Source organism: Pseudoxanthomonas sp. PXM02 (assembly GCF_014851805.1).
Lineage (GTDB): Bacteria > Pseudomonadota > Gammaproteobacteria > Xanthomonadales > Xanthomonadaceae > Pseudoxanthomonas_A.
The window spans coordinates 546,788-567,946 of record NZ_JACVAK010000002.1 but is presented as its reverse complement, the minus strand read 5'-3'; the positions used below and the strand labels follow the sequence as shown (position 1 = coordinate 567,946).

General features: G+C 66.9%; 22 protein-coding genes. 19 read left to right on the top strand and 3 right to left on the bottom strand.

Annotated features, from left to right (window positions below; translation table 11 throughout):
• The first annotated feature begins 84 nt into the window (after window positions 1-84).
• From fusA to IB225_RS11385, 8 genes are all read left to right on the top strand, one after another.
• On the top strand, window positions 85-2,130 hold the full coding sequence (gene fusA / locus IB225_RS11420) for an elongation factor G (RefSeq protein ID WP_192311364.1): 2,046 nt from the start codon (window positions 85-87) through the stop codon (window positions 2,128-2,130).
• A gap of 250 nt (window positions 2,131-2,380) precedes the next feature.
• On the top strand, window positions 2,381-2,779 hold the full coding sequence (locus IB225_RS11415) for an HU family DNA-binding protein (protein ID WP_056878154.1): 399 nt from the start codon (window positions 2,381-2,383) through the stop codon (window positions 2,777-2,779).
• 141 nt (window positions 2,780-2,920) lie between these two features.
• Window positions 2,921-3,568 (top strand): tellurite resistance TerB family protein, encoded by a 648-nt coding sequence (locus tag IB225_RS11410; RefSeq protein ID WP_192311363.1) that lies wholly within the window; start codon window positions 2,921-2,923, stop codon window positions 3,566-3,568.
• 3 nt (window positions 3,569-3,571) lie between these two features.
• Window positions 3,572-4,141, top strand: coding sequence for a M23 family metallopeptidase (locus IB225_RS11405; protein WP_192311362.1), 570 nt, complete (start codon window positions 3,572-3,574; stop codon window positions 4,139-4,141).
• Between the two features lie 107 nt (window positions 4,142-4,248).
• Window positions 4,249-4,560, top strand: coding sequence for a DUF3861 domain-containing protein (locus tag IB225_RS11400; RefSeq protein WP_192311361.1), 312 nt, complete (start codon window positions 4,249-4,251; stop codon window positions 4,558-4,560).
• A 31-nt stretch (window positions 4,561-4,591) separates the two neighbouring features.
• Window positions 4,592-5,227, top strand: a complete 636-nt coding sequence (locus IB225_RS11395) for a LysE family translocator (RefSeq protein WP_192311360.1) — start codon at window positions 4,592-4,594, stop codon at window positions 5,225-5,227.
• 88 nt (window positions 5,228-5,315) lie between these two features.
• On the top strand, window positions 5,316-5,885 hold the full coding sequence (locus IB225_RS11390) for a DUF1439 domain-containing protein (protein ID WP_192311359.1): 570 nt from the start codon (window positions 5,316-5,318) through the stop codon (window positions 5,883-5,885).
• Between the two features lie 11 nt (window positions 5,886-5,896).
• Window positions 5,897-6,454, top strand: coding sequence for a DUF1439 domain-containing protein (locus IB225_RS11385; protein WP_192311358.1), 558 nt, complete (start codon window positions 5,897-5,899; stop codon window positions 6,452-6,454).
• 454 nt (window positions 6,455-6,908) lie between these two features.
• Here IB225_RS11385 and IB225_RS11380 read toward each other — a convergent pair whose 3' ends face one another.
• Both IB225_RS11380 and IB225_RS11375 read right to left on the bottom strand, forming a co-directional pair.
• Window positions 6,909-9,119 carry a DUF5916 domain-containing protein gene (locus IB225_RS11380; RefSeq protein ID WP_192311357.1) on the bottom strand — a complete coding sequence of 737 codons (2,211 nt, stop codon included), beginning with the start codon at window positions 9,117-9,119 and terminating at the stop codon, window positions 6,909-6,911.
• 124 nt (window positions 9,120-9,243) lie between these two features.
• Window positions 9,244-9,717, bottom strand: a complete 474-nt coding sequence (locus IB225_RS11375; protein ID WP_192311356.1) for an SET domain-containing protein-lysine N-methyltransferase — start codon at window positions 9,715-9,717, stop codon at window positions 9,244-9,246.
• A 149-nt stretch (window positions 9,718-9,866) separates the two neighbouring features.
• Here IB225_RS11375 and IB225_RS11370 point away from each other — a divergent pair, with 149 nt between their 5' ends.
• Complete coding sequence (locus IB225_RS11370; RefSeq protein WP_192311355.1) at window positions 9,867-10,391, top strand: cytochrome C; 525 nt, start codon at window positions 9,867-9,869, stop codon at window positions 10,389-10,391.
• 15 nt (window positions 10,392-10,406) lie between these two features.
• Here the strand turns inward: IB225_RS11370 and IB225_RS11365 are convergent, their stop codons facing one another.
• Window positions 10,407-10,613, bottom strand: a complete 207-nt coding sequence (locus IB225_RS11365) for a hypothetical protein (protein ID WP_192311354.1) — start codon at window positions 10,611-10,613, stop codon at window positions 10,407-10,409.
• A 205-nt stretch (window positions 10,614-10,818) separates the two neighbouring features.
• Between IB225_RS11365 and IB225_RS11360 the strand changes: the two genes are divergently transcribed.
• From IB225_RS11360 to IB225_RS11315, 10 genes are all read left to right on the top strand, one after another.
• A complete protein-coding gene (locus IB225_RS11360; protein ID WP_192311353.1) occupies window positions 10,819-11,280 on the top strand; it encodes an SUF system Fe-S cluster assembly regulator in 462 nt (153 codons plus the stop codon).
• A gap of 15 nt (window positions 11,281-11,295) precedes the next feature.
• Entirely contained in the window at window positions 11,296-12,735 is a 1,440-nt protein-coding gene (gene sufB / locus IB225_RS11355) for a Fe-S cluster assembly protein SufB (RefSeq protein WP_192311352.1), read from the top strand.
• Window positions 12,736-12,887: 152 nt separating this feature from the next.
• Window positions 12,888-13,652, top strand: a complete 765-nt coding sequence (gene sufC, locus IB225_RS11350; RefSeq protein WP_192311351.1) for a Fe-S cluster assembly ATPase SufC — start codon at window positions 12,888-12,890, stop codon at window positions 13,650-13,652.
• The gene (gene sufD, locus IB225_RS11345; protein ID WP_192311350.1) at window positions 13,652-14,914 is read left to right on the top strand and encodes a Fe-S cluster assembly protein SufD; all 1,263 of its coding nucleotides are present in this window, start codon (window positions 13,652-13,654) and stop codon (window positions 14,912-14,914) included. The genes sufC and sufD overlap by 1 nt, the downstream gene beginning before the upstream one ends.
• Window positions 14,911-16,155, top strand: a complete 1,245-nt coding sequence (locus IB225_RS11340) for a cysteine desulfurase (RefSeq protein ID WP_192311349.1) — start codon at window positions 14,911-14,913, stop codon at window positions 16,153-16,155. Before sufD ends, IB225_RS11340 begins: the two co-directional genes overlap by 4 nt.
• 39 nt (window positions 16,156-16,194) lie before the next feature.
• Entirely contained in the window at window positions 16,195-16,734 is a 540-nt protein-coding gene (locus tag IB225_RS11335; protein ID WP_192311348.1) for a GNAT family N-acetyltransferase, read from the top strand.
• The gene (locus tag IB225_RS11330) at window positions 16,731-17,063 is read left to right on the top strand and encodes a non-heme iron oxygenase ferredoxin subunit (RefSeq protein ID WP_192311347.1); all 333 of its coding nucleotides are present in this window, start codon (window positions 16,731-16,733) and stop codon (window positions 17,061-17,063) included. The genes IB225_RS11335 and IB225_RS11330 overlap by 4 nt, the downstream gene beginning before the upstream one ends.
• A gap of 180 nt (window positions 17,064-17,243) precedes the next feature.
• Window positions 17,244-17,570: a hypothetical protein gene (locus tag IB225_RS11325; protein WP_192311346.1), complete on the top strand. Its 327-nt coding sequence runs from the start codon at window positions 17,244-17,246 to the stop codon at window positions 17,568-17,570.
• Between the two features lie 149 nt (window positions 17,571-17,719).
• A complete protein-coding gene (locus IB225_RS11320; RefSeq protein ID WP_192311345.1) occupies window positions 17,720-20,122 on the top strand; it encodes a TonB-dependent receptor in 2,403 nt (800 codons plus the stop codon).
• A gap of 74 nt (window positions 20,123-20,196) precedes the next feature.
• A complete protein-coding gene (locus tag IB225_RS11315; RefSeq protein WP_192311344.1) occupies window positions 20,197-20,883 on the top strand; it encodes a Fe2+-dependent dioxygenase in 687 nt (228 codons plus the stop codon).
• The last annotated feature ends 276 nt before the right edge of the window (window positions 20,884-21,159 follow it).

The following is a 21,159-nucleotide window of genomic DNA, read 5'->3' as shown; positions in this document are numbered from 1 at the left end:
CGCCGAGCGCCACGCTCACGGGATGCGCTCTGCCCGGACAGCCATGACGGCCCTTCGACCCCAACCTTCGGGAGGAACGGCCTCATGTCGTACAGCACGCAACAGATCCGCAACGTGGCCCTGGCGGGCCACCCCGGCGCCGGCAAAACAACCTTGTTCGAAGCCCTGCTGCATGCCGGCGGCGCCCTCCAGGTGGCAGGCACCATCGAACGCGGCACCACCGTGTCGGACCACGATCCGATCGAAAAGACCCGCGGCCATTCCATCGACACCGCCATCGCCAGCACCGACCACGGCGGCATGCACGTCAACCTGATCGATACGCCCGGCTATCCGGAATTCCGCGGACCGGCGCTGTCGGCGTTCTCCGCCGTGGATACCGCGCTGATCGTCGTCGACGCCGATGCCGGTGTCGCGCACGGCACGCGCCGGCTGATGGAGCGCGCCCGCGAACGCAACCTGTGCCGCGCCATCGTCATCAACAAGATCGACCACGAAGGCGCCGACTGCGCCGGCGTGCTGGCCGCGCTGCGCGAGGAGTTCGGGCCGGAAGTGCTGCCGCTCAACCTGCCGGCCGACGGCGGCAAGGCGGTCGTGGACTGCTTCTGGCAATCGACGGGCGCATCCGACCTCGGCGAGGTGGCCGACTGGCACCAGAAGATCATCGACCAGGTCGTCGAGATCAACGAGACGGTGATGGAGCACTACCTGGACCTGGGCGAAGGCGGCCTGTCCGGCGAGGAACTGCACGATGCCTTCGAGCAATGCCTGCGCGAGGGCCATCTGGTGCCGGTGTGCTTCGCGTCCGCGCGCACCGGGACGGGCGTGAAGGAACTGCTGGACGTGGCGGAGCGCCTGTTCCCCAACCCGGCCGAAGCCAATCCGCCGCCGTTCGTGAAGCTCAATGGCAGCGGTCCGCAACCGATCGAAGCGGTACCGGATCCGCGCGCGCACGTCATCGCCGACGTCTTCAAGATCGTCAACGATCCCTTCGTCGGCAAGCTGGGGATCTTCCGCGTCTACCAGGGCACGCTGAAGAAGGACACGCAGCTGTTCGTCGACGACGGCAAGAAGCCGTTCAAGGTCGGCCACCTGTTCAAGCTCAAGGGCAAGGACCACGTGGAAGTCGACCAGGCGATTCCGGGCGACATCGCGGCCGTGGCCAAGGTCGACGACCTGCATTTCGATGCGGTGCTGCACGACAGCCACGACGAGGACCACATCCATCTGGCGCCGGTGGCGTTCCCCAAGCCGATGTTCGGCCTGGCGATCGAAGCCGCCAGCAAGGGCCAGGAACAGAAGCTGTCGATCGCGCTGCAGAAGCTGGCCGAAGAGGATCCGGCCTTCGTCGTCGAGCACCAGCCGGAGTTGAACGAGACCGTCATCCGCGGCCTCTCCGACCTGCACCTGCGCGTGATGTTGGACCGGCTGAAAGATCGTCATGCCGTGGAAGTGAAGACGCGGCCGCCGCGCATCGCCTACCGCGAGACGATCGGCGCGAAGGCCGAGGGACATCATCGGCACAAGAAACAGACCGGCGGCGCCGGCCAGTTCGGCGAAGTGGCCCTGCGCATCGAGCCGCTGCCGCGCGGCGGCGGTTTCGAATTCGTCGATGAAGTGAAAGGCGGCACCATTCCCGGCCAATTCCTGCCGGCGGTGGAGAAAGGCGTGCGCCAGGTGCTGGGCAGCGGTGCGGTGGCCGGCTATCCGCTGCAGGACATCCGGGTGGTCGTCCACGACGGCAAGCACCACGCGGTGGACAGCAAGGAAGTGGCCTTCGTGGCGGCGGGCAAGAAGGCCTTCCTCGACGCCATCGCCAAGGCGCGACCCCAGGTACTGGAGCCGGTCGTCGATCTGGAAGTGGCCGTGCCCGAGGCGCAGGTCGGCGACATCACCGGCAACCTCGCCGGCAAGCGGGCGCGCATCAACGGCACCGATGCGGCGCGCGGCGAGATCGTGGTGAAGGCGCAGGTACCGCTCGCCGAACTGGAGGGGTATGCCGCCGAGCTTAAGTCCATGACCGCCGGCCAGGGCCGCTACAGCCTGGATTTCAGCCACTACGAGCCCGTGCCCGCCGCCGTGCAGCAGAAACTGGTGGACAACTACAAGCCGAAACACGACGACGATTGAGCGTCACGGGGGTGCGGCATCCGGTCGCGCGATGCGCGCCGGACGCCGCTTCCGGTGCATGTGCGCGAGGTGATTTCGTCATGCCTGCGGGCAATTTCCGACGCGCGGCGACACGAAAACAGAAAAAAACCGAAAAAAAAGCCGTTTCAGGTGCTTTCTGCTCTTGGCGCAGCGAATGCTTTGCCCTACATTTCGCTTGCCGATGCGATCGGCCCGATTACCCAACCACTCGACATCAGAGACAGGACACATGGCAAAGAGCACCAAGAAGGCCGCGCCGAAAAAGGCCGCCAAGAAAGCTGCACCGAAGGCCGCCGCCAAGCCGGCCGCGCCGAAGCCGATCAAGGAAGCGCTGAGCAAGTCGGGCCTCGTCGCCCACATCGCCGAAGCCACCGCCGTTGCCGCGAAGGACGTCCGCGCCGTGCTGGCCTCGCTGGAAAGCGCCGTGCACGCCTCCGTCAACAAGAAGGGCGCTGGCTCCTTCACCCTGCCGGGCCTGCTGAAGATCAGCGCCGTCAACGTGCCGGCCAAGCCGAAGCGCAAGGGCATCAACCCGTTCACCAAGGAAGAGCAGTGGTTCGCCGCCAAGCCCGCCTCGGTGAAGGTCAAGGTGCGCCCGCTGAAGAAGCTGAAGGACGCCGCAGCCTGATCGCTGCGACACCCTGACGCGACACGAGATCGGGACGGCCATGCCGTCCCGATTTTTTTGCGCCGCCAGAAGTCACGGTTGCGAAAGACGGTCACCGCCCGCAGGTAGTCTGTGATCCCCACCACGCAAGGTAGTGACCGCATGAAGATCCAGGGTTTCCTCGACCACCTGCTGAAATCCTCCAGTGGCACCGGCAGCGTGCTCAATGCCGATTTCGGCAAGGGCGCGATTTCCGGCGGTGCGCTGGGCCTGCTGCTCGGCAAGAACAAGACCACGCGCAACCTGGCCACCTACGGCGGCCTGGCCGCGATCGGCGTGATGGCCTACCGCGCCTACGGTGACTACAAGCAGCAACAGGGGGGCTTCGCCGCCGGCGCCACGCCGCAGACGGTCGATCGTCTGCCGCCGCCGCAGGCCGAGTTGCACAGCCAGGCCATCCTCAAGGCGCTGGTGGCGGCCGCAAAAGCGGACGGCCACATCGATGCGCGCGAGCGCGAAGTGATCGAAGGCGAGTTCTCGCGCGTCGGCACCGACGGCGAACTGCAGCAGTGGCTGCACGCCGAACTGGAAAAGCCGCTGGACCCGGCCGAGGTCGCGCGCGCCGGCAGCACGCCGGAGATCGCGTCCGAGATGTACCTGGCCAGCCTGATGGTGGCCGACGAACAGAACTTCATGGAACGCGCCTACCTAGACGAGCTGGCGAAACAGCTGAAGCTGGATCCTTCGCTGAAGGCGCAGCTCGAGCGCCAGCTGTCGCAGTCGCAGCCGCAACCGCCGCCGCTGCCCTGACCGATGCGTCCGGCCGCACGTCGTTTGCGCCGGCTGGCCTGGACGCTGCTGTGGCTGGCGGCGCTCGGCGCACTGCTGGCCTGGGCGTGGGGCCAGCCGTTCATGGCGTCGGCACGGATGATGTGGGACATCTCCCGCGCGCCGCCGCCGACGAGCTTGCCCGTGCCCGTGCAGGACGTGCGCGTGCGGCAGATCGCGGATACGTTCGGTGCACCGCGCGGCCGCGACCGTACGCACCAGGGCGTGGACATCTTCGCCACGCGCGGCACGCCCGTGCTCAGCGCGACGCGCGGCGTGGTGGCCTCGGTGCGTGACGGCGGTCTCGGCGGCAAACAGGTCTGGGTGATCGGCCCCGGTCGCGAGCGCCATTACTACGCGCACCTGGACGACTGGGCGCCGGCGTTGTCGACCGGACAGGTCGTGCAACCGGGCGACACGCTCGGCTTCGTCGGCACCACCGGCAACGCGCAGGGCACGCCGCCGCACCTGCATTACGGCATCTACGGCGCCGACGGCGCGTACGATCCGCTGCCGCTGTTCAGGGCCCACGGCCGCCCGACGGCCGCTGACTGAACCACCGCGGCGCGCGGAACAGTCCATCGCGGCCCGGCCCCTCGTTCGTGCGCCGGTGGGGGCCTATCTTGGCCTTACTCCCCCACCGCGCCCCCGCGCACACCATCATGTCCACCACACCCCACCGTTACCGCATCACCGTCACGCCCATCGAGGACGACGGTCTGCAGTGCAACGGCCGTTGCACCATCGAATTCGAACACGGCTGCCACGACGACTGGATGCGCATCCTCGAGAACGTCCAGCGCCAGCGCGGCTTCAGCGGCGACGAGCGCGCCGCGCTGGTCGTCGGCACCAAGCTGCTCAGCGGCCTGATGCTGGACCATCGCAAGGACAGCGACGACCTGTTTGCCGGACTGCGTCCGCCCATGATGGAATTCATCCAGACGTTGAAACAGCGCAGCCGCGACGCCGGCTGATTCCTTCGCGCCCTCCCCGGAGCAGCAGGCCATGTTCGACACCACTACCCTGCTGGCCTACACCGCCGCCGCGGCCGTGCTGGTGCTGATTCCGGGCCCCGGCACGGCGTGGATCGTCGCGCAGAGCGCTTCCGGCGGCGTGCGCCGCGGCGCGCAGGCGGCACTGGGACTGGAAACCGCCACGCTGATCCACGCGGTGGCCGCGGGCCTGGGCCTGTCTGCGGTATTGGCGACATCCGCGCTGGCGTTCGAAATCGTCAAGTACGCCGGCGCCGCGTATCTGGTGTGGCTCGGCATCCAGGCGTGGCGCGAGCGCGATCCCGCGGCGGACCCTTCCGCCGCTCCCGTGGTGGCCGTGCCCGCGCGGCAGGTATTCCTGCGCTCCGTGCTCACCGGCGTCCTCAACCCGAAGGTGGCGCTGTTCTTCCTGGCGTTCCTGCCGCAGTTCGTCGATCCGGCGCGCGGCGCGGTGCCGCTGCAGTTCCTGCTGCTGGGGCTGATCCTGTCCGCCATCGGCCTGTGCCACAGCCTCCTGCTGTCCTGGTTGGTGGGCCGCATGGGGCGCCGCTTCGCCGGCAGCGCGCGCGGGGCACGCTGGATGCGCAGGATCACCGGCAGCGTCTTCATCGCGCTGGGCCTGCGGCTGGCGACACAGTCGCGCACCTAGTAAACCGGCCGCGCGCACACCGGGCGCACGGTTAGTTGCCGGACAGGCGGCGCCGGCTAAGGTGCGGCCATTCCTTCCGGAGCCGTCCATGCGCACACGCCGCCGTTTCCTGCTTGCCACGCTCGCCGCCGGCGCCACCCTGGTCGTGGCCGGCTGCAGCACGCTCAACGCCGTCACCGGCCTGTTCGGCAACGAGATCAACTTCACCCAGCCGCAACTGCAGCGCTATCTCAACCAGAGTTTTCCGCGCGAATTCGACAAGCTGGGCGGCCTGGTATCGGCCACGCTGACCAATCCGCGCCTGAGCATCCCGTCGGGCGACGACCGCCTGCGGCTGGATTTCGACATCGGCGTCAGCGCCCTCGGCGCGCGCGATGTCAGCCGCGGCCACTTCGCGGTCGCCAGCCGGCTGCGCTACGACCCCGCCACCCAGGGCCTGCACCTGGACAACCCCGAAATCCTGTCGGTCGACGTGCCCGGCGCCGGTTCGCTGATGTCCGGCGGCACGCGCCAGATGGTGAACACCGTGCTGGCCGAATACGCGCGCAGCGAACCGGTCTACCGCATCGACAGCGACGTGCTGAAGCGGCTGCCCGCCAGCAAGCGCATCGGCAGCACGCAGATCGACAACGGCCGCGTGGTCATCCACCTGCAGTGAGGACGACGATGATGAAGACCTTCTTCGCCCGTGTGGCGCTGGTCGCCCTGGCCACCCTGCCCCTGCTCACGCAGGCGGCGACCGACAACACGCTGCGCTTCACCGCGGCGCAGTTGCAGTCCGCCGCACGCGCCGGCTTCCCGATGGAACAGGACCTGCTGCAGGGCTTTGCCTCGCTCACGCTGAGCGATCCCGACGTGCGCATTCCCACGCCGGGCGAGCGCCTGCAGTTGCGGATGAACTACGACATCGCGCTGGTCAGCGGCGAGCGGCTGGAGAACGGCAACGTGGTGGTCAGCAGCGGCCTGCGCTACGACCCCGGCACGCGTGGCCTGCACCTGGTGGACCCGCAGCTGGAACATCTCGGCACCGGCGCCGGCGGTCGCGGCCTGCCGGGCGGTTCGCGCGAAGTGCTGCAGGACCTGATCCGCGAGTACGCGCAGACCCGGCCGCTGTACCGCCTGACCGACGAAGACCTGGCGCAGGTGCCCGGCACGCTGTCGGCGGAGTCGCTGCGCATCCGCGATGGCCACGTGGAACTGCAACTCGCGACCGGCGCTACGCCCTGATTGCGCGGGAACCGCCCGGCGGCGGTTCGTCTCACATTACAGAGGAAGATCCCGCGCCAGCACGGTAGCGCCGGGATCCTGCGCCTTGCGCGCAACCGCCTCCATGTCGCGCGCAAGCCTCGGAGGCTTGCGCGCAAGGCGTGGAAACCGACATTTGGGTCCGGGCGGCTTGCGCGCGAGTTCTGACGTCTTGCGCGCAAGACGGCCGCATCCCGCACGCGAGTTCCGCAGCCTTGCGCACGAGCCCCCACCGCTCGACGCGCACGTCTTTTCTGCTTGCGTGCAAGCCGTGGAGACTCGGCCGCAAGACGCCAGGGCTTGCGCGCAAGGCGCCCGAGGGTCGGGCGCGACTCCGTGACGCTTGCGTGCGAATCGCCAGGACTCGCGCGCAAGGTGCTCGATACCGGCGGTCGGGTTTCGGAGGCTTGCGCGCCGTGTTGCGACGGCGCCGCCGTCAGATCTCGAAGCGGTAGCTCAGCTTGACGACCAGCTGCTCGTCATCGCGCAGACGCAGGCTGTCCTGCAGCAGGTCGTCGACGCCTTCGGTACCGGTGCGCTGCTCATAACCACCGCGCGCGTACACCACGTACAGATAGGACAGCGGCGCCAGCTCGTAGCGGTAGCGGATCTGGAAGCCCAGGTTGCGCACGCTGAAGTCGTCGACGGTGTCGTTCACCGCCACCGCATGACCGCGCGGGTCGAAGCGCCACGCATCGTTCACGCGCGCATCCAGTGCGATGGCCTGCATCTTCACCCGCAGTTCGTGGCGCGGATCGATCACCCAGTCCAGGCCGGCGCTGAGGTCGAACTGGCGGCGCGTGAAGCCGCCCACCAGGTCTTCGCCCTGCCACACCAGCCAGTCCGGCGTGTAGATCGCGTAGCCGCCGGCGTACACGCTGAAGGCGTCGTTGACGAAGTACGTGGCGGTGTAGCCCAGGCCCGCACCCAGCTTGCGGTTGCCGGCCAGTCCGCCGGTGAACGCTTCGATTTCGGTCTCATGCGCCCAGTCGCCCTTGCGCGGCCGCTCGTACTCGAAATAAGTGTTGAAGTTGGCGGGCATGCGCACCACGCCGTTGCCACGCAGCAGCGTGTCGTTGAGGCCGGCGCTGTTGACGTTGATCTGGCCGTACTCGTAACTGCCGTTGCGCAACTGGCCCTCGCGGCTGACGCGGAACTGGTCGTTGAGCTTGTCGCCATGGTTGTTGTGGCTGCTGCTGACGCGCCAGCGCCAGTCCTTCGACGAATAGCGCGACGCCTCCGGCAGGCCGGTGAAGCGCTTGCGCAGTTCCCAGTGCAGGTAGTTGGTGCTGTTGCGCGACAGGTAGCCGAAGTCGTTGAGTTGCAGGTCGTTGCCGAAGTGCATGGCGATCCACTGCTGGCGCCAGCCGTGGTCCATCTCGTAGTCGGCCCACACCGTGGCGCCGACGTCGTCGGTTCCGGTGGTGGCCTGGTCGATGCGGCTGCCCAGCAGGCGGGTGCGGATGTTCCAGCGCGCGGTCGGCCGCCAGTTGTGGTCCACGCCCAGCACGGTGGCCTCGCGGTCGCGCCAAGGGTCGTCGACACGGGTCAGCATCGCGCCCAGGTTCTGCGTCTCGAAATCGCGCACCAGCCGCAGCGCGTGGTAGCTGCGTCCGGTCGTGCCGTCCTCGTCGGCGGTGAACAGGCCGTAGTTGACCTTGCCCAGGCTGCCGTTCAATTTCACCGCCGCGGTGATGTCGCCGGTGCTGCCCACGCGCCGCGTGTACAGCTGCTGGCTGTCGTCCGACGGCGTGGTCAGTTCGAAGATGCCCTGGTTCTCGGTGAAGAACGGGCGCTTGTCGCTGATGAAGGTCTCGGTGGCGCTGAAATTGACGACCAGGTCGTCCGCTTCCACCTGGCCGAAGTCCGGCTTCAACGTCGCGGTCAGCTGGAAGCGGCCGTTCGGCTTCCAGAACAGGTCGGCGCCGGCGTTGAAGTCGCTGCCACCGCCGACGTTGTCGTACAGGCCGGACACGTAGGGCGTGATGGCCAGCAGCGACTGGTCGTACTGGGGCACGGTGATCGGCGCGAAGTCGGACAGGAAGCGCGGCCGTTCGAAGCTGGCCGACGGCCACGCCATGCGCTCGCCGGTGGCGCCGATGACGCGCGCCAGGAAGATCTTGAGCGTGCGCTGGCCGTCGGTGCCATCGCGCATCGGCGCGGTATGCCAGGGGATCAGCAGTTCGACCGACCAACCCTGTTCGTCCTCGCTGACGGCATGCCGCCACTGGCCGTCCCAGTCGTCGCTGAACTGGTTTTCGTTGGTGATGATCTCGTCGGCGATGCCGCCGGTGGAGCTGACGGTGAAGGCGTAGCCGGTGCGGCCGTCACCATCGAAATCGATGAAGGCGTTGACGCGATCGACCTGCGCGTCGAAGTCGCGCTGCACCTTCTGCCGCGTGCGCGGCACGCTGGCCGGGTGCGTGGCGCGGAAGGCGATGGCCAGGCCGTCGGGCGTGGCCAGCACCCAGGCTTCGGTGGGCAGCGAGCCGGGTTCACCGGTCAGCGGCTGGGTCTTGCGGAAGTCGGCGATGTGCCGGGCGCCCTGCCATTCGGCGGGATCGATGCGGCCGTCGATTTCGACGGCGTGGACAAGGCTGCAGGGCAGGGCCAACGCGAGCGCGCAGGCAGAACGGAAGAGGTTCATGGAAGTCGGGTGGTGGTCCGGTGCGCGCAAGGTAGCGACGGGAAGGACGGACCACACCTGCCTTCGGTCATTTCAACCTTCGGGTGTTCTGCGGCATCCGTGCCTGCGAAGGAGCGTGCCGGGGTCAGCGGCCCTTCTTGGGTTGCAGCATCGTACCCGTGCACTTCTTGCTGCCGCAACGGCAGGCCCAGACCTTCTTGAGGCGGGCGGTGTGCGGCTCGGCCAGCACGATGCCGTAGTTGTAGGTCAGTTCCTCGCCCGGCTTGATCGCGCGGATCGCTTCGATGAACACCTTGTCCTTCTTGCGGTTCTTGCCGTCGTGCTCCTCGATGACCGCTTCGCAGTTCGGATCGCAGCTGTGGTTGATCCAGCGCGCCTTGTTGCCCTTGTGGTTCGCGTCGATGACGTATTCGTCATTGAGCGTGAACAGGAAGGTGTGGCCGGATTCCACGTCGCCGGTGTCGTCTTCGTCCACTTCGTCGTGGCTGCGACGCTTGCCCTTGTACTCCACCACGCGCTCGCCCTTCTCGATCGGGGCGATGGCGAACACGCCGTTGCCGTGGATGTCGGATTGGCGGGCTTCGATCTTGCGGGGCATGCGGCGTCCAGGGGGAAGGTGGAGGCGGGATTCTCGCCCATGCCCGCGGGATTCCCAAATCCATGACCTGAATCGCCGTCCGTCGAGCGGTGGCCGGTTCGCGTGGAACGGCGCGTTCGAAGCCGCATTGCCCCTGCAGAGCCTTCGCCATGCGCCCGATCCGTTCCCTGTCCCTGCCCGTGCTGCTGCTCGCGCTGGCCGCCTGCCAGTCCGAAGCGCCGCGTGCACTCGCGACGTTGCCCGCGGCGACGCCGTCCGACGCCGACCTGCGGGCGCGCGGCGAATACCTGGTGAAGATCGCCGGCTGCAACGACTGCCACACGCCGGGATATGCAGAGGCTGGCGGCAAAGTCGCCCAGGACACCTGGCTGGTCGGCTCGCCGATGGGGTTCAACGGCCCGTGGGGAACGACCTATCCCACCAACCTGCGGCTGCGCATGCAGCAGCTGACCGAGGCGCAATGGCTGGAGTACAGCGCCAACCTGCGCACGCGGCCGATCATGCCGGACTTCGCCGTGCGCGACATGACGGAAACGGACCGCCGCGCGATCTACCGCTTCGTGCATGCGCTGGGTGCCGCCGGCCAGCCCGCGCCCGAGGCGCTGCCGCCCGGCAAGGCGCCGCCGCTGCCGTACTTCGGCATGGTGCTGCCGGAGGCGCCGGCCGCGAAGTGAGCGGCCGGCGATGCCTCAGCCCCACGGAAACACGCGGCCGTTGAACATCCACACCAGGCCCATCGCCAGTCCGAAGACGGTCCAGAACACCTGGCCCAGGCCGCGGAACAGCTTCACCGCCAGGTAGACGCCGCCGATGGCCAGCAGCACGCGCCACAGGAAACCCTGGTCGAGGCCACGGGTGGAGGAGGTGGCGTCGGAATGACCGTGCATGGTGTTCATGGCGAGGATCCTGTGAAGAAGGCCGTCCGGGAGTGGACGGGGCCCATGTTCCCGATCCACGCCCTCCGGCATCAGTCGCAGCCGTCAGCCATCGCGGGTGACATTCGTCAGCCGGGCACGCGCCTGAACGGGGAAAACCCCGGGGTTTGAGCCCGGCGGCGTTAAAGCGTACAATTTCGGTACGTTTTCAGAGTCCCTTCCCCCCATGCTCCGCGTCACCAAGCTGACCGACTACGCCACCGTGGTCCTGACCGTGCTCGCCGCGCGGCCGGGCGAGGTGCTCAGTGCGTCCGACCTGGCCGAACACTCCGGCCTGGAGACCCCCACCGTCAGCAAGGTGCTGAAGCCGCTGGCCCAGGCCGGCCTGGTCGAGGGCCTGCGCGGCGCGCATGGCGGCTACCGCCTGAGCCGCGACGCCTCCGACATCAACCTGGTGGAGATCGTCGAGGCCATGGAAGGTCCGCTGGCGATGACCGAGTGCAGCCAGAGCGAAAGCCAGTGCGGCATCGCCCACCAGTGCGGCGCGCGCGCCAACTGGCGGCTGATCAACGACGTGGTGGCCGACGCCCTGCGCGGCTTCACCCTCGCCCAGATGATCACCCCTCCCCCTTCCTCTTCCGACGACGTGCGCAGGCGACCCATCGCCGTGCAGGTCGCGACCCGTTGAACCGTAGGCAGCCCGATGGCCACCGAGAACGCTGAAATCCTGGAACAGCTGGGACGTCGCTACGACGCCGGCTTCATTACCGACATCGAATCCGACTCGCTGCCGCCCGGCCTCGACGAGGACGTGGTGCGCGCCCTGTCCGCCAAGAAGGACGAACCGGAGTGGATGACCGAATGGCGCCTGGCGGCCTACCGCCACTGGCTGACCATGCCGGTCCCGCACTGGGCCAAGCTGAAGATCGCGCCGATCGACTTCCAGGCCGTCAGCTACTACTCCGCGCCGAAGGCCAAGTACGCCTCGCTGGATGAGGTCCCGCAGGAACTGCTGGACACCTACGACAAGCTGGGCGTGCCGCTGCACGAGCGCGCCAAGCTGGCCGGCGTGGCGGTGGATGCGGTGTTCGACTCCGTGTCCGTCGGCACCACGTTCCGCAAGGAGCTGGCCGAGAAGGGCGTGATCTTCTGCTCGATGAGCGAAGCCATCAAGGAATACCCGGAGCTGGTGAAGCAGTATCTGGGCAGCGTGGTGCCGGTGGGCGACAACTACTTCGCCGCGCTGAATTCGGCGGTGTTCTCCGACGGCAGCTTCGTATTCATCCCCAAGGGCGTGCGTTGCCCGATGGAGCTGAGCACCTACTTCCGCATCAACGCGGGCCACACCGGCCAGTTCGAGCGCACGCTGATCATCTGCGAGGACAAGGCCTACGTCTCGTACCTGGAAGGCTGCACCGCGCCGATGCGCGACGAGAACCAGCTGCACGCGGCAGTGGTCGAGCTGGTCGCGCTGGAAGACGCCGAGATCAAGTATTCGACGGTGCAGAACTGGTACCCGGGCGACGAGGAAGGCCGCGGCGGCATCTACAACTTCGTGACCAAGCGCGCCGAATGCCGCGGCGCGCGCAGCAAGGTGACGTGGACGCAGGTGGAAACCGGTTCGGCGATCACCTGGAAGTATCCGTCCTGCGTGCTGCTGGGCGACGACTCGGTGGGCGAGTTCCACTCGGTCGCGCTGACCCACCACCGCCAGCAGGCGGACACCGGCACCAAGATGATCCACGTGGGCAAGCGCACCAAGTCCAAGATCGTCAGCAAGGGCATCAGCGCCGGCCGCGGCCAGAACACCTACCGCGGCCTGGTGAAGGTGGACCGCAACGCCGACGGCGCGCGCAACTACACCCAGTGCGACAGCCTGCTGATCGGCAAGAAGTGCGGCGCGCACACCTTCCCCTACATTGAAGTGAAGAACCCCACCGCGACGCTGGAGCACGAGGCCACCACCTCCAAGATCAGCGACGACCAGCTGTTCTACTGCCGCGCCCGCGGCATCGGCCAGGAAGACGCCGTCAGCATGATCGTCGACGGCTTCTGCAAGCAGGTCTTCCGCGAACTGCCGATGGAATTCGCGGTGGAAGCGAAGAAGCTGCTGGAAGTGTCGCTGGAAGGCAGCGTGGGATAAGGCTTCTCCCTTCTCCCTCCGGGAGAAGGTGCCCGTAGGGCGGATGAGGGGCAACGAAGTCCGGTGGCCTCAAAGATCCGGACTCCATCGCCCCTCACCCCAACCCCTCTCCCGATGGGAGAGGGGCTCAAAAGAATCAAACGGAAACGAACATGCTGAAGATCGACAACCTCCACGCCAGCGTCGCCGGCAAGGACATCCTCAAGGGCCTTTCGCTGGAAGTGAAGCCGGGCGAAGTGCACGCCATCATGGGCCCCAACGGCGCCGGCAAGTCCACGCTGGGCAACATCCTGGCCGGGCGCGAGGGCTATGAGGTCACCGACGGCAGCGTCGAGTTCGACGGCAAGCCGCTGCTGGAGCTGGACCCGGAAGAACGCGCCGCCGCCGGCGTGTTCCTGGCCTTCCAGTACCCGGTCGAGATTCCGGGCGTGAACAACACCTATTTCCTGCGTGCGGCGCTCAACGCGCAGCGCAAGGCGCGCGGCGAGTCGGAGCTGGATTCCATGCAGTTCCTCAAGCTGGTGCGCGAGAAGCTGGCCGTGCTGCACCTGAAGGACGAACTGCTGCATCGCGGCGTCAACGAAGGTTTCAGCGGCGGCGAGAAGAAGCGCAACGAGATCTTCCAGCTGGCCGTGCTGGAACCGAAGCTGGCCATCCTGGACGAGACCGACAGCGGCCTGGACATCGACGCGCTGAAGAACGTCGCCGATGGCGTCAACGCCCTGCGCTCACCGGACCGCGCCTTCCTGGTCATCACCCATTACCAGCGCCTGCTCGACTACATCAAGCCGGACGTGGTGCACGTGCTGGCGGGCGGTCGCATCGTCGAGAGCGGCGGCCCCGAACTGGCGCTGGAGCTCGAGCAGCACGGTTATGCGTGGATCAAGGACCGCGTGGCGCCGGAGCAGGCAGCCTGATGAGCGCGTTGCTGGATTCCCTGTCGGCAGGCTTCAGCGGCGACGCCGCGCGCCGCGCCGTGTTGGACGAGGCGCTGCGCGACGGCCTGCCCGGCCCGCGTACCGAAGCCTGGAAGTACACCTCGCTGCGCCAGCTGGAGCGTCGCAGCTTCCAGCCGGTGGACACGCTGCCGGCGCTGGACCCGATGCTGCTGGCCGACATCCCGGCGCCGCGCGCGGTGTTCGTCAACGGCCGCTACTCGGTGGCGCTGTCGCTGACCACCGACCTGCCGGACGGCGTCAGCCTGCAACTGCTGTCCGAGGCGCTGTCCGAAGGCGGTGACGCCGCGCGCTTCCTGCAACGCCGGTTCGAGCGCAGCGATGAAGTGTTCGCGCGCCTCAACGCCGCGCTGGCCACCGAAGGCGTGCTGCTGCGCGCCGAGCCCGAGGTGCGCAGCGACAAGCCGCTACACCTGGTCTTCATCGGAACGGCCGACGATGCGGACCGCGCATGGCACCTGCGCAACCTGATCGAACTGCGCGCGGGCGCGTCGCTGTCGGTGGTCGAGCACCACATCGCCGCCACGCCACACGCGCACTTCATCAACGCACTCAGCCATGTGCACCTGGCGCAAGGCGCCACGCTGACGCATGCCCGCGTGCAGAACGACAGCGACCGCGCCACCACGCTGCTGCGCACCGACGCGGTGCTGGCCCGCGACGCGGACTACCGCCGCGTCGACCTGGAACTCGGCGCTGCGCTGTCGCGGCATGAACTGAACGTCCGGCTGGAAGGCGACAATGCGCGCCTCAGCGCGAACGGCGTGCTGCTGGCCGGCGGTCGACGTCATGTCGACACCCGCCTGGGCATCGACCACATCGGTCGCGACACCGGGTGTGCATTGACCTGGCGCGGCCTGGGCGCAGGACGCGGCCGCGTGGTGTTCCATGGCGGCATCCTGATCCGCGAAGGCGCCGATGGCACCGACGCAGCGCTATCGAACAAGAACCTGCTGCTGTCGGACAACGCCGAGATCGACACCCAGCCCGTGCTCGAGATCCACGCCGACGAAGTGAAGGCGGCGCACGGTGCCACGGTCGGCCAGCTCGACGCCACGGCGATGTTCTACCTGCGCTCGCGCGGGCTGTCGCAGGCCGAGGCACGCCAGTTGCTGACTACGGCGTTCTGCCGCGAGCCGCTGTCGGTCATCGAATCGGCCGACATGCGCGAGGCCCTGCTGGCGCGCGTGGACGGCGCTCTGGCGGCACTGGAAACGGCATGAACGGCGAAGCGCTGCCGCAGGCGAGCGGAATCGACTGGGCGCGCGTGCGCGCCGACTTCCCGCTACTGACGCGCCAGGTGAATGGCAAGCCGCTCACCTACCTGGACAGCGCGAATACCGGACAGAAGCCGGCTTCGGTCATCCAGACCGTCGATGACTTCTATCGTCGGCACAACGCCAATGTCAGCCGTGCCGTGCACACGCTGGGCACCGAGGCGACCGAGGCCTACGAAGGCTCGCGCAAGACACTCGCGTGCTTCCTCAACGTGCGGCCCGACGAGCTGGTGCTGTGCAGCGGCACGACGTTCGCGATCAACCTGGTGGCGTATTCGTGGGCGCTGCCGCGACTCAAGGCCGGCGACACGATCCTGGTGTCGCGCATGGAGCACCACGCCAACATCGTGCCGTGGCAGCTCGTCGCGCAACGCACCGGCGCCACCGTCAAGGTCGCCGAGATCCATCGGAACGGCACGCTCGACCTGGAGGCGCTGTACGCCGCGATGACTGGCGACGTGAAGCTGCTGGCCGTCACCCATACTTCGAACGTACTGGGCACAGTGAATCCGGTCCGCGACATCTGTCGCGAGGCGCGCAAGCGCGGCATCGTCACCGTGGTCGACGGCTCGCAGGCCGTGCCGCACCGTGCAGTCGACGTCACCGCGATCGGTTGCGACTTCTATGCCTTGACCGGCCACAAGATGTGCGGCCCGACGGGCACCGGCGCGCTGTGGGCACGCAAGGAACACCTGCAGGCCATGCCGCCCTTCATCGGCGGCGGCGAGATGATCAAGGAAGTCAGCTTCGACGGCACCGTGTTCAACGACGCGCCACACAAGTTCGAGGCCGGCACGCCGAACATCGCGGGCTTCATCGGCTTGGGCGCGGCCGTCGACTACCTCGATACGCTGGGCATGGCGAATGTCGAGGCGCGTGAAGCCGAGTTGCTGGCGCATGCCACGGAAGAACTCGACCGGATCGACGGCGTCCGCATCTTTGGTCGGGCGCCCGAGAAGGCCGCGGTCATCTCGTTCCTGATCGAAGGCGCGCACGCGCACGACCTCGCCACCCTGCTGGACCTGGAAGGCGTCGCCGTCCGCTCCGGCCAGCACTGCGCCCACCCGCTGCTGCAGTTCTACGGCGTGGCCGCCACGCTGCGCGCTTCGTTCGCGTTCTACAACACGCACGAGGAAGTGGAGCGCTTCATCGCCGCGCTGAAGAAGGCACGCGGCCTGCTGGCCTGACGCTGCGGTAGAACGGTCGGCCGCCCTACAATGGGCGGCATGGAACCCCTGACCTTTCGCCCCGCCGTCCACGCCGATATCCCGGCCCTCGTCACCCTGGTCACGTCCGCCTATCGCGGCGACGCCAGCAAGCAGGGTTGGACCACCGAAGCCGACATGCTGGACGGCCAGCGCATCGATCCCGGCGTCCTCGCCGGCGACATCGACCGCGATCGCAGCCGCATCGTGCTGGCCGAACGGGCCGGCTTGTTGCTGGCCTGTGCGCATGTGGCGGAAGAGGACGGCGCGGGCTACTTCGGCATGTTCTCGGTACGTCCCGACCTGCAGGGCGGCGGCGTGGGCAAAGCGCTGCTGGCGGAAGCCGAACGCGTCGCCGGTGAGGAATGGGAGCTGCCTGCCATGCGGATGACCGTGATCGACATCCGTGACGAGTTGATCGCTTTCTACGAGCGCCGCGGCTACGCGCGTACCGGCATCAAGAAGCCATTCCCCTACGGCGACGAGCGTTACGGCATCCCTAAGCGCGACGACCTGCGCTTCGAAGTGCTGGAGAAGCCCCTGACGGGAGCCCCCGCATGAGCGAGACCTGGACCTTCGTCTGCGCCACCGGCGAATTGCTGCCGGGTGAAGTGAAGTCCGTCTTCGACGAGGTCACTGGCACGCCGATCCTCGTCGTCAACCACGACGGCGAGGTGTATGCGCTCGAGGACAAGTGCAGCCACGAGGACTTCGAGCTCTCTTCCGGCAGCTACGACCCAGCGGAAGCCAGCATCGAATGCGTGCTGCATGGGGCGCGCTTCGATGTCCGCGACGGCCGGGCCCTGTGCGCACCGGCCTACTCCCCGGTGGTGAAGTTCCCCACCAAGCACGAGCATGGCGGGGTCTGGACCCGCGACGACCGGGACTGAGCCCTTGGTCCGATCGGGCAGCTAGCCCAGCGACTTGTAAAAGTTCCGTTGCAATCGCGAATAATTCTCATTATTCTGGCGCCCCGCCTGCGACCGGCTGTCGCAGTCCTGCGCTGGACACGCTTGGCCTCTTCGCCCTCCCTCGTTGCCCGGATTGCCTCCCGCCTGCTTTTGGGCTGGATGTTGCTGATCGTGGCCGGCGCAGCGATGGCCACCGGCAACACCGTCGCAGCGGACTACGCGACACCGCCGTCCCAGCACGGGAAGGCGTTCGCCGAGCCGGGGACGGCTGATCGTGATGACGCGTCCTGCTCAAAGGCACCGTCGATCCAGCGGATCCAAGAATCCGACTTCGCGAAAGCCGAAGCCGAGCCTGAGCTTTCTCTCGATAGCATCCGCCTCGCGCGCTGCGCGCTGGCGCCTCGCGTGCCCGACGGCCTCCACGACGCTGCCTGTGTCGTACGCCGCAACACACCCTTGGGCCGTGGCCCCCCGCGCCTGACCTAAGGCTCCACGCACGTCATCGACGTGCGCCTCGCGTCACTCCCCTGATCCGTTTTGCCCCTCGGTCGTCGCCCGACCGCGGCCGCGTCAGCGATCCCCCATTCCCCCGCCAGCCTTCGCCACCGGGTGCTTCCATCACCTTGAGGATGCTCATGAACCTTCGTCACTCCCCGCTTGCCGCCGCCCTGATGCTGGCGATCACCGCCCCGGTCCTCGCCGCCCCCGCCGGCGACGCACCTGCCGATGCCTCTGGCCAGGCCAAACAGCTCGATACCGTCGAAGTGCACGGCGAACGCGTGCGCAAGGCCAGCTCGCCCAAGTACACGGAAGAGCTCGTCGACACGCCGCAGACCATCACCGTGGTCACCAGTGAGGTGATGGCACAGCAGAACCTGTTGGGCCTCCGCGACGTCCTCAGCACGCTGCCCGGCATCACCTTCGGTGCCGGTGAAGGCGGCGGCGGCTACGGCGACAGCATCAACCTGCGCGGCTTCACCGCCAGCAGCGACATCACGACCGACGGCGTGCGGGATAGCGCGCAGTACACCCGCACGGACAATTTCAACCTGGAAGCCATCGAACTGATCAATGGCGCCAACTCGGCCATGTCGGGCGCCGGCTCGGTCGGCGGCAACATCAACCTCGCAAGCAAGGTCGCGCGCGAAGGCGAATTCCAGACCTACACCCTCGGCGCCGGCACGGATGGCTACGGGCGTGCCACCGCCGACAGCAACTTCTCGCTCGACAGCGGCATTGCCGTTCGACTGAACGCGATGGCGCATCAGAACGATGCGCCGGGTCGCGATTACGAAGAATTCAAGCGCTGGGGTTTCGCTCCGTCGGTGGCCTTCGGCGTGGGCTCGGACACGCGTCTGACGCTGAGCTATTTCCACCAGCACGATGAAAACGTCCCGCAGTACGGCGTTCCGTACTACATGAACGCGTTCAACAACGGCCCACTGCCGGGGGTGGATACCAGCAACTACTACGGTTACCACAACATCGACGAGCAGGAAATCGACGTCGATTCGGTGACGGGCGTGTTCGAACACGATTTCGGCAACGACACTACCCTGCGCAGCCTCGCCCGCTTCCAGAAGGTCGATCAGCTTTCGGTGGTGGATGCCACCCAGGGCACCTGGTGCCTGGCGAACGGCATCAACCCCGCCACCGGCGCCGTGTGCACGCCCGCAGGCACGTACCAGCCAAGTGGCCCGCGGGGCTACTCGCGCGACACCAGTAATGCCATCGCCATCAGCCAGACCGATCTCACCACGCGCTTCAACACAGGCGCCGTAGAGCACACCTTGGTGGCGGGTGTTTCGTTCTCGCGAGAGACCTTCGATCTCGATGTCGGCAGCCTGCTGCGCACCGCCAACGGCGTGCCCGCGACGCTGCCGAGGATGGATCTCTACAATCCCGACTCGACCTGGACCGGCCCGGTCAACTACACACTGACGGGCCGCACCGAAGGCACCCTGAGCAACCAGGCCGTCTATGTGTTCGACACGCTGAAGCTCAGCGAGCGCTTCCTGCTGAACCTCGGCGCACGCTACGAGCGAATCGAGGGCGATACGACAGCGTGGAACATCAAACAGTACACCGCCCCTACGCCGGCCATCCCCAATCCGGACAACACCGGTATCGGCAACGTACTGGGCAAGGGCACCACGTTCAAGAACGAGGACGATCTGTTCTCGTACCGCGTCGGCCTGGTGTTCAAGCCCACCGATAACAGCTCGGTCTACCTGTCCTATGCGAACTCCAAAACGCCTTCCAAGGCGTCGGTCAACGGTGCCTGCACCGCGCAGACTTGCGAGGTGGATCCGGAGACCGCCGTCAACATCGAACTGGGCACCAAGTGGGACCTGCTGGACAATCGCCTTGCGCTGACCGCCGCGCTGTTCCGCAATGAGCGGCAGAACTACAAGGTCGCTGACCCTGCCAACCCCTTGAACCCTTCTGGCGAGCAGCAGCTCGACGGCAAGGCTCGCGTACAGGGCGTCGCGCTCGGCATGGCTGGCAACATCACCCGCGAATGGTCGATCTTCGCCAATTACACCTATCTGGACAGCGAAGTTTTGAATGGTGTGTCCAACTACTGCGCCGCCAATCCGAACGACCACCTGCTTAACGGTAGTCCCGTCAACATAGACAACGTCAACTGCAGCAACAGCACCCATTTCCCGGACCCGTTGAAGGGCAATCCGCTCACCGCGACCCCGGAACACTCGCTCAACCTGTGGACGACCTATCAGCTGAGCAACTGGACGTTCGGCTACGGCATCACCTATCTCGGTGAGATCTACCTCAACAACAACGTTCTGCCAACCGCCAACCCGATCACCAACACCACGCCGGCCGTGCTGTACAAGTCGCCCGATTACGTGACGCATCGCGCCATGATCGGCTACCAGATCAACGACCATGTCGGGCTGCAGTTGAACGTCAACAACCTGTTCGACAAGGAGTTCTACACGCGCATCCGCAACAACGGCTGGGCAACGCCCGGCGACGCGCGCTCTGCCGTACTGACCGCGACGTTCAAGTTCTGATCTGCTTCACGCCGTCGTCCCTGTACACCCCGCCCGTGCACAATGGGCGGGGCGTACTTTCGAGGTAGTCCCACATGCTGCTGGCGATCCCCGATGTCCTCACTCCCGCCCAGGTCGCTCAGGCGCGGGCCAAGCTCGACGCTGCCGACTGGGCCGACGGCCGTATCACGGCCGGCTACCAGTCAGCAAAGACGAAAGACAACGCCCAACTGCCGGAAGACACTCCAGCGGCGAGGGAAATCGGCGCACTGATACTGGACGCGCTCTCCCGCAACAGCACCTTCTTCTCGGCTGCGTTACCCAAACGTATCTATCCGCCCCTGTTCAACCGGTACGGCGGCGGCCAGTCGTTCGGCTATCACGTCGACAATGCCATCCGCTACGACCGAAGCCGTGGCGGCGTGGATCCGGTCCGCACCGATCTTTCTGCAACGCTTTTCCTCAGCGCGCCGGACGACTACGACGGCGGCGAACTGATCATCGAGGACACGTTCGGCACGCAGAGCGTGAAGTTGCCCGCCGGGCACATGGTCCTTTACCCCGGCACCAGCCTGCACAGGGTCACGCCGGTGACCCGCGGCGCCCGCGTGGCTTCGTTCTTCTGGCTGCAGAGCATGGTCCGCGACGATGGCCATCGCCGGCTGATGTTTGAACTGGACCTCTCGATCCGTCGCCTGACCCAGGACGTGCCTGAGCACCCTTCGCTGGTCCAGCTAACCGGCGTGTACCACAACCTCCTGAGGCAGTGGGCCGAGGTCTAGACTCTCGGCGAATAAGATTCATCCTTGTTTGCATCTGATAAGTATTCTCAATTACTATAGTCCCGTTCAGCTAGCCGTGACGGCTGGCCCCGGGGACCCCGCTTGATCCTGCCTTCGCCCAGCCTCTGCCGTCCTGCGCGTGCGCCGATGCATCGCGCACGCTCGGCGTGGCGTATGGCTGCGGTGTATCTGCTAGTCCTTATCGGGCTGGCGACGCTGGCTTCGGCGGCAACAACGGTTCGTCGTGATGGCAGTGGGTCGGCAGCAACCTCCAAC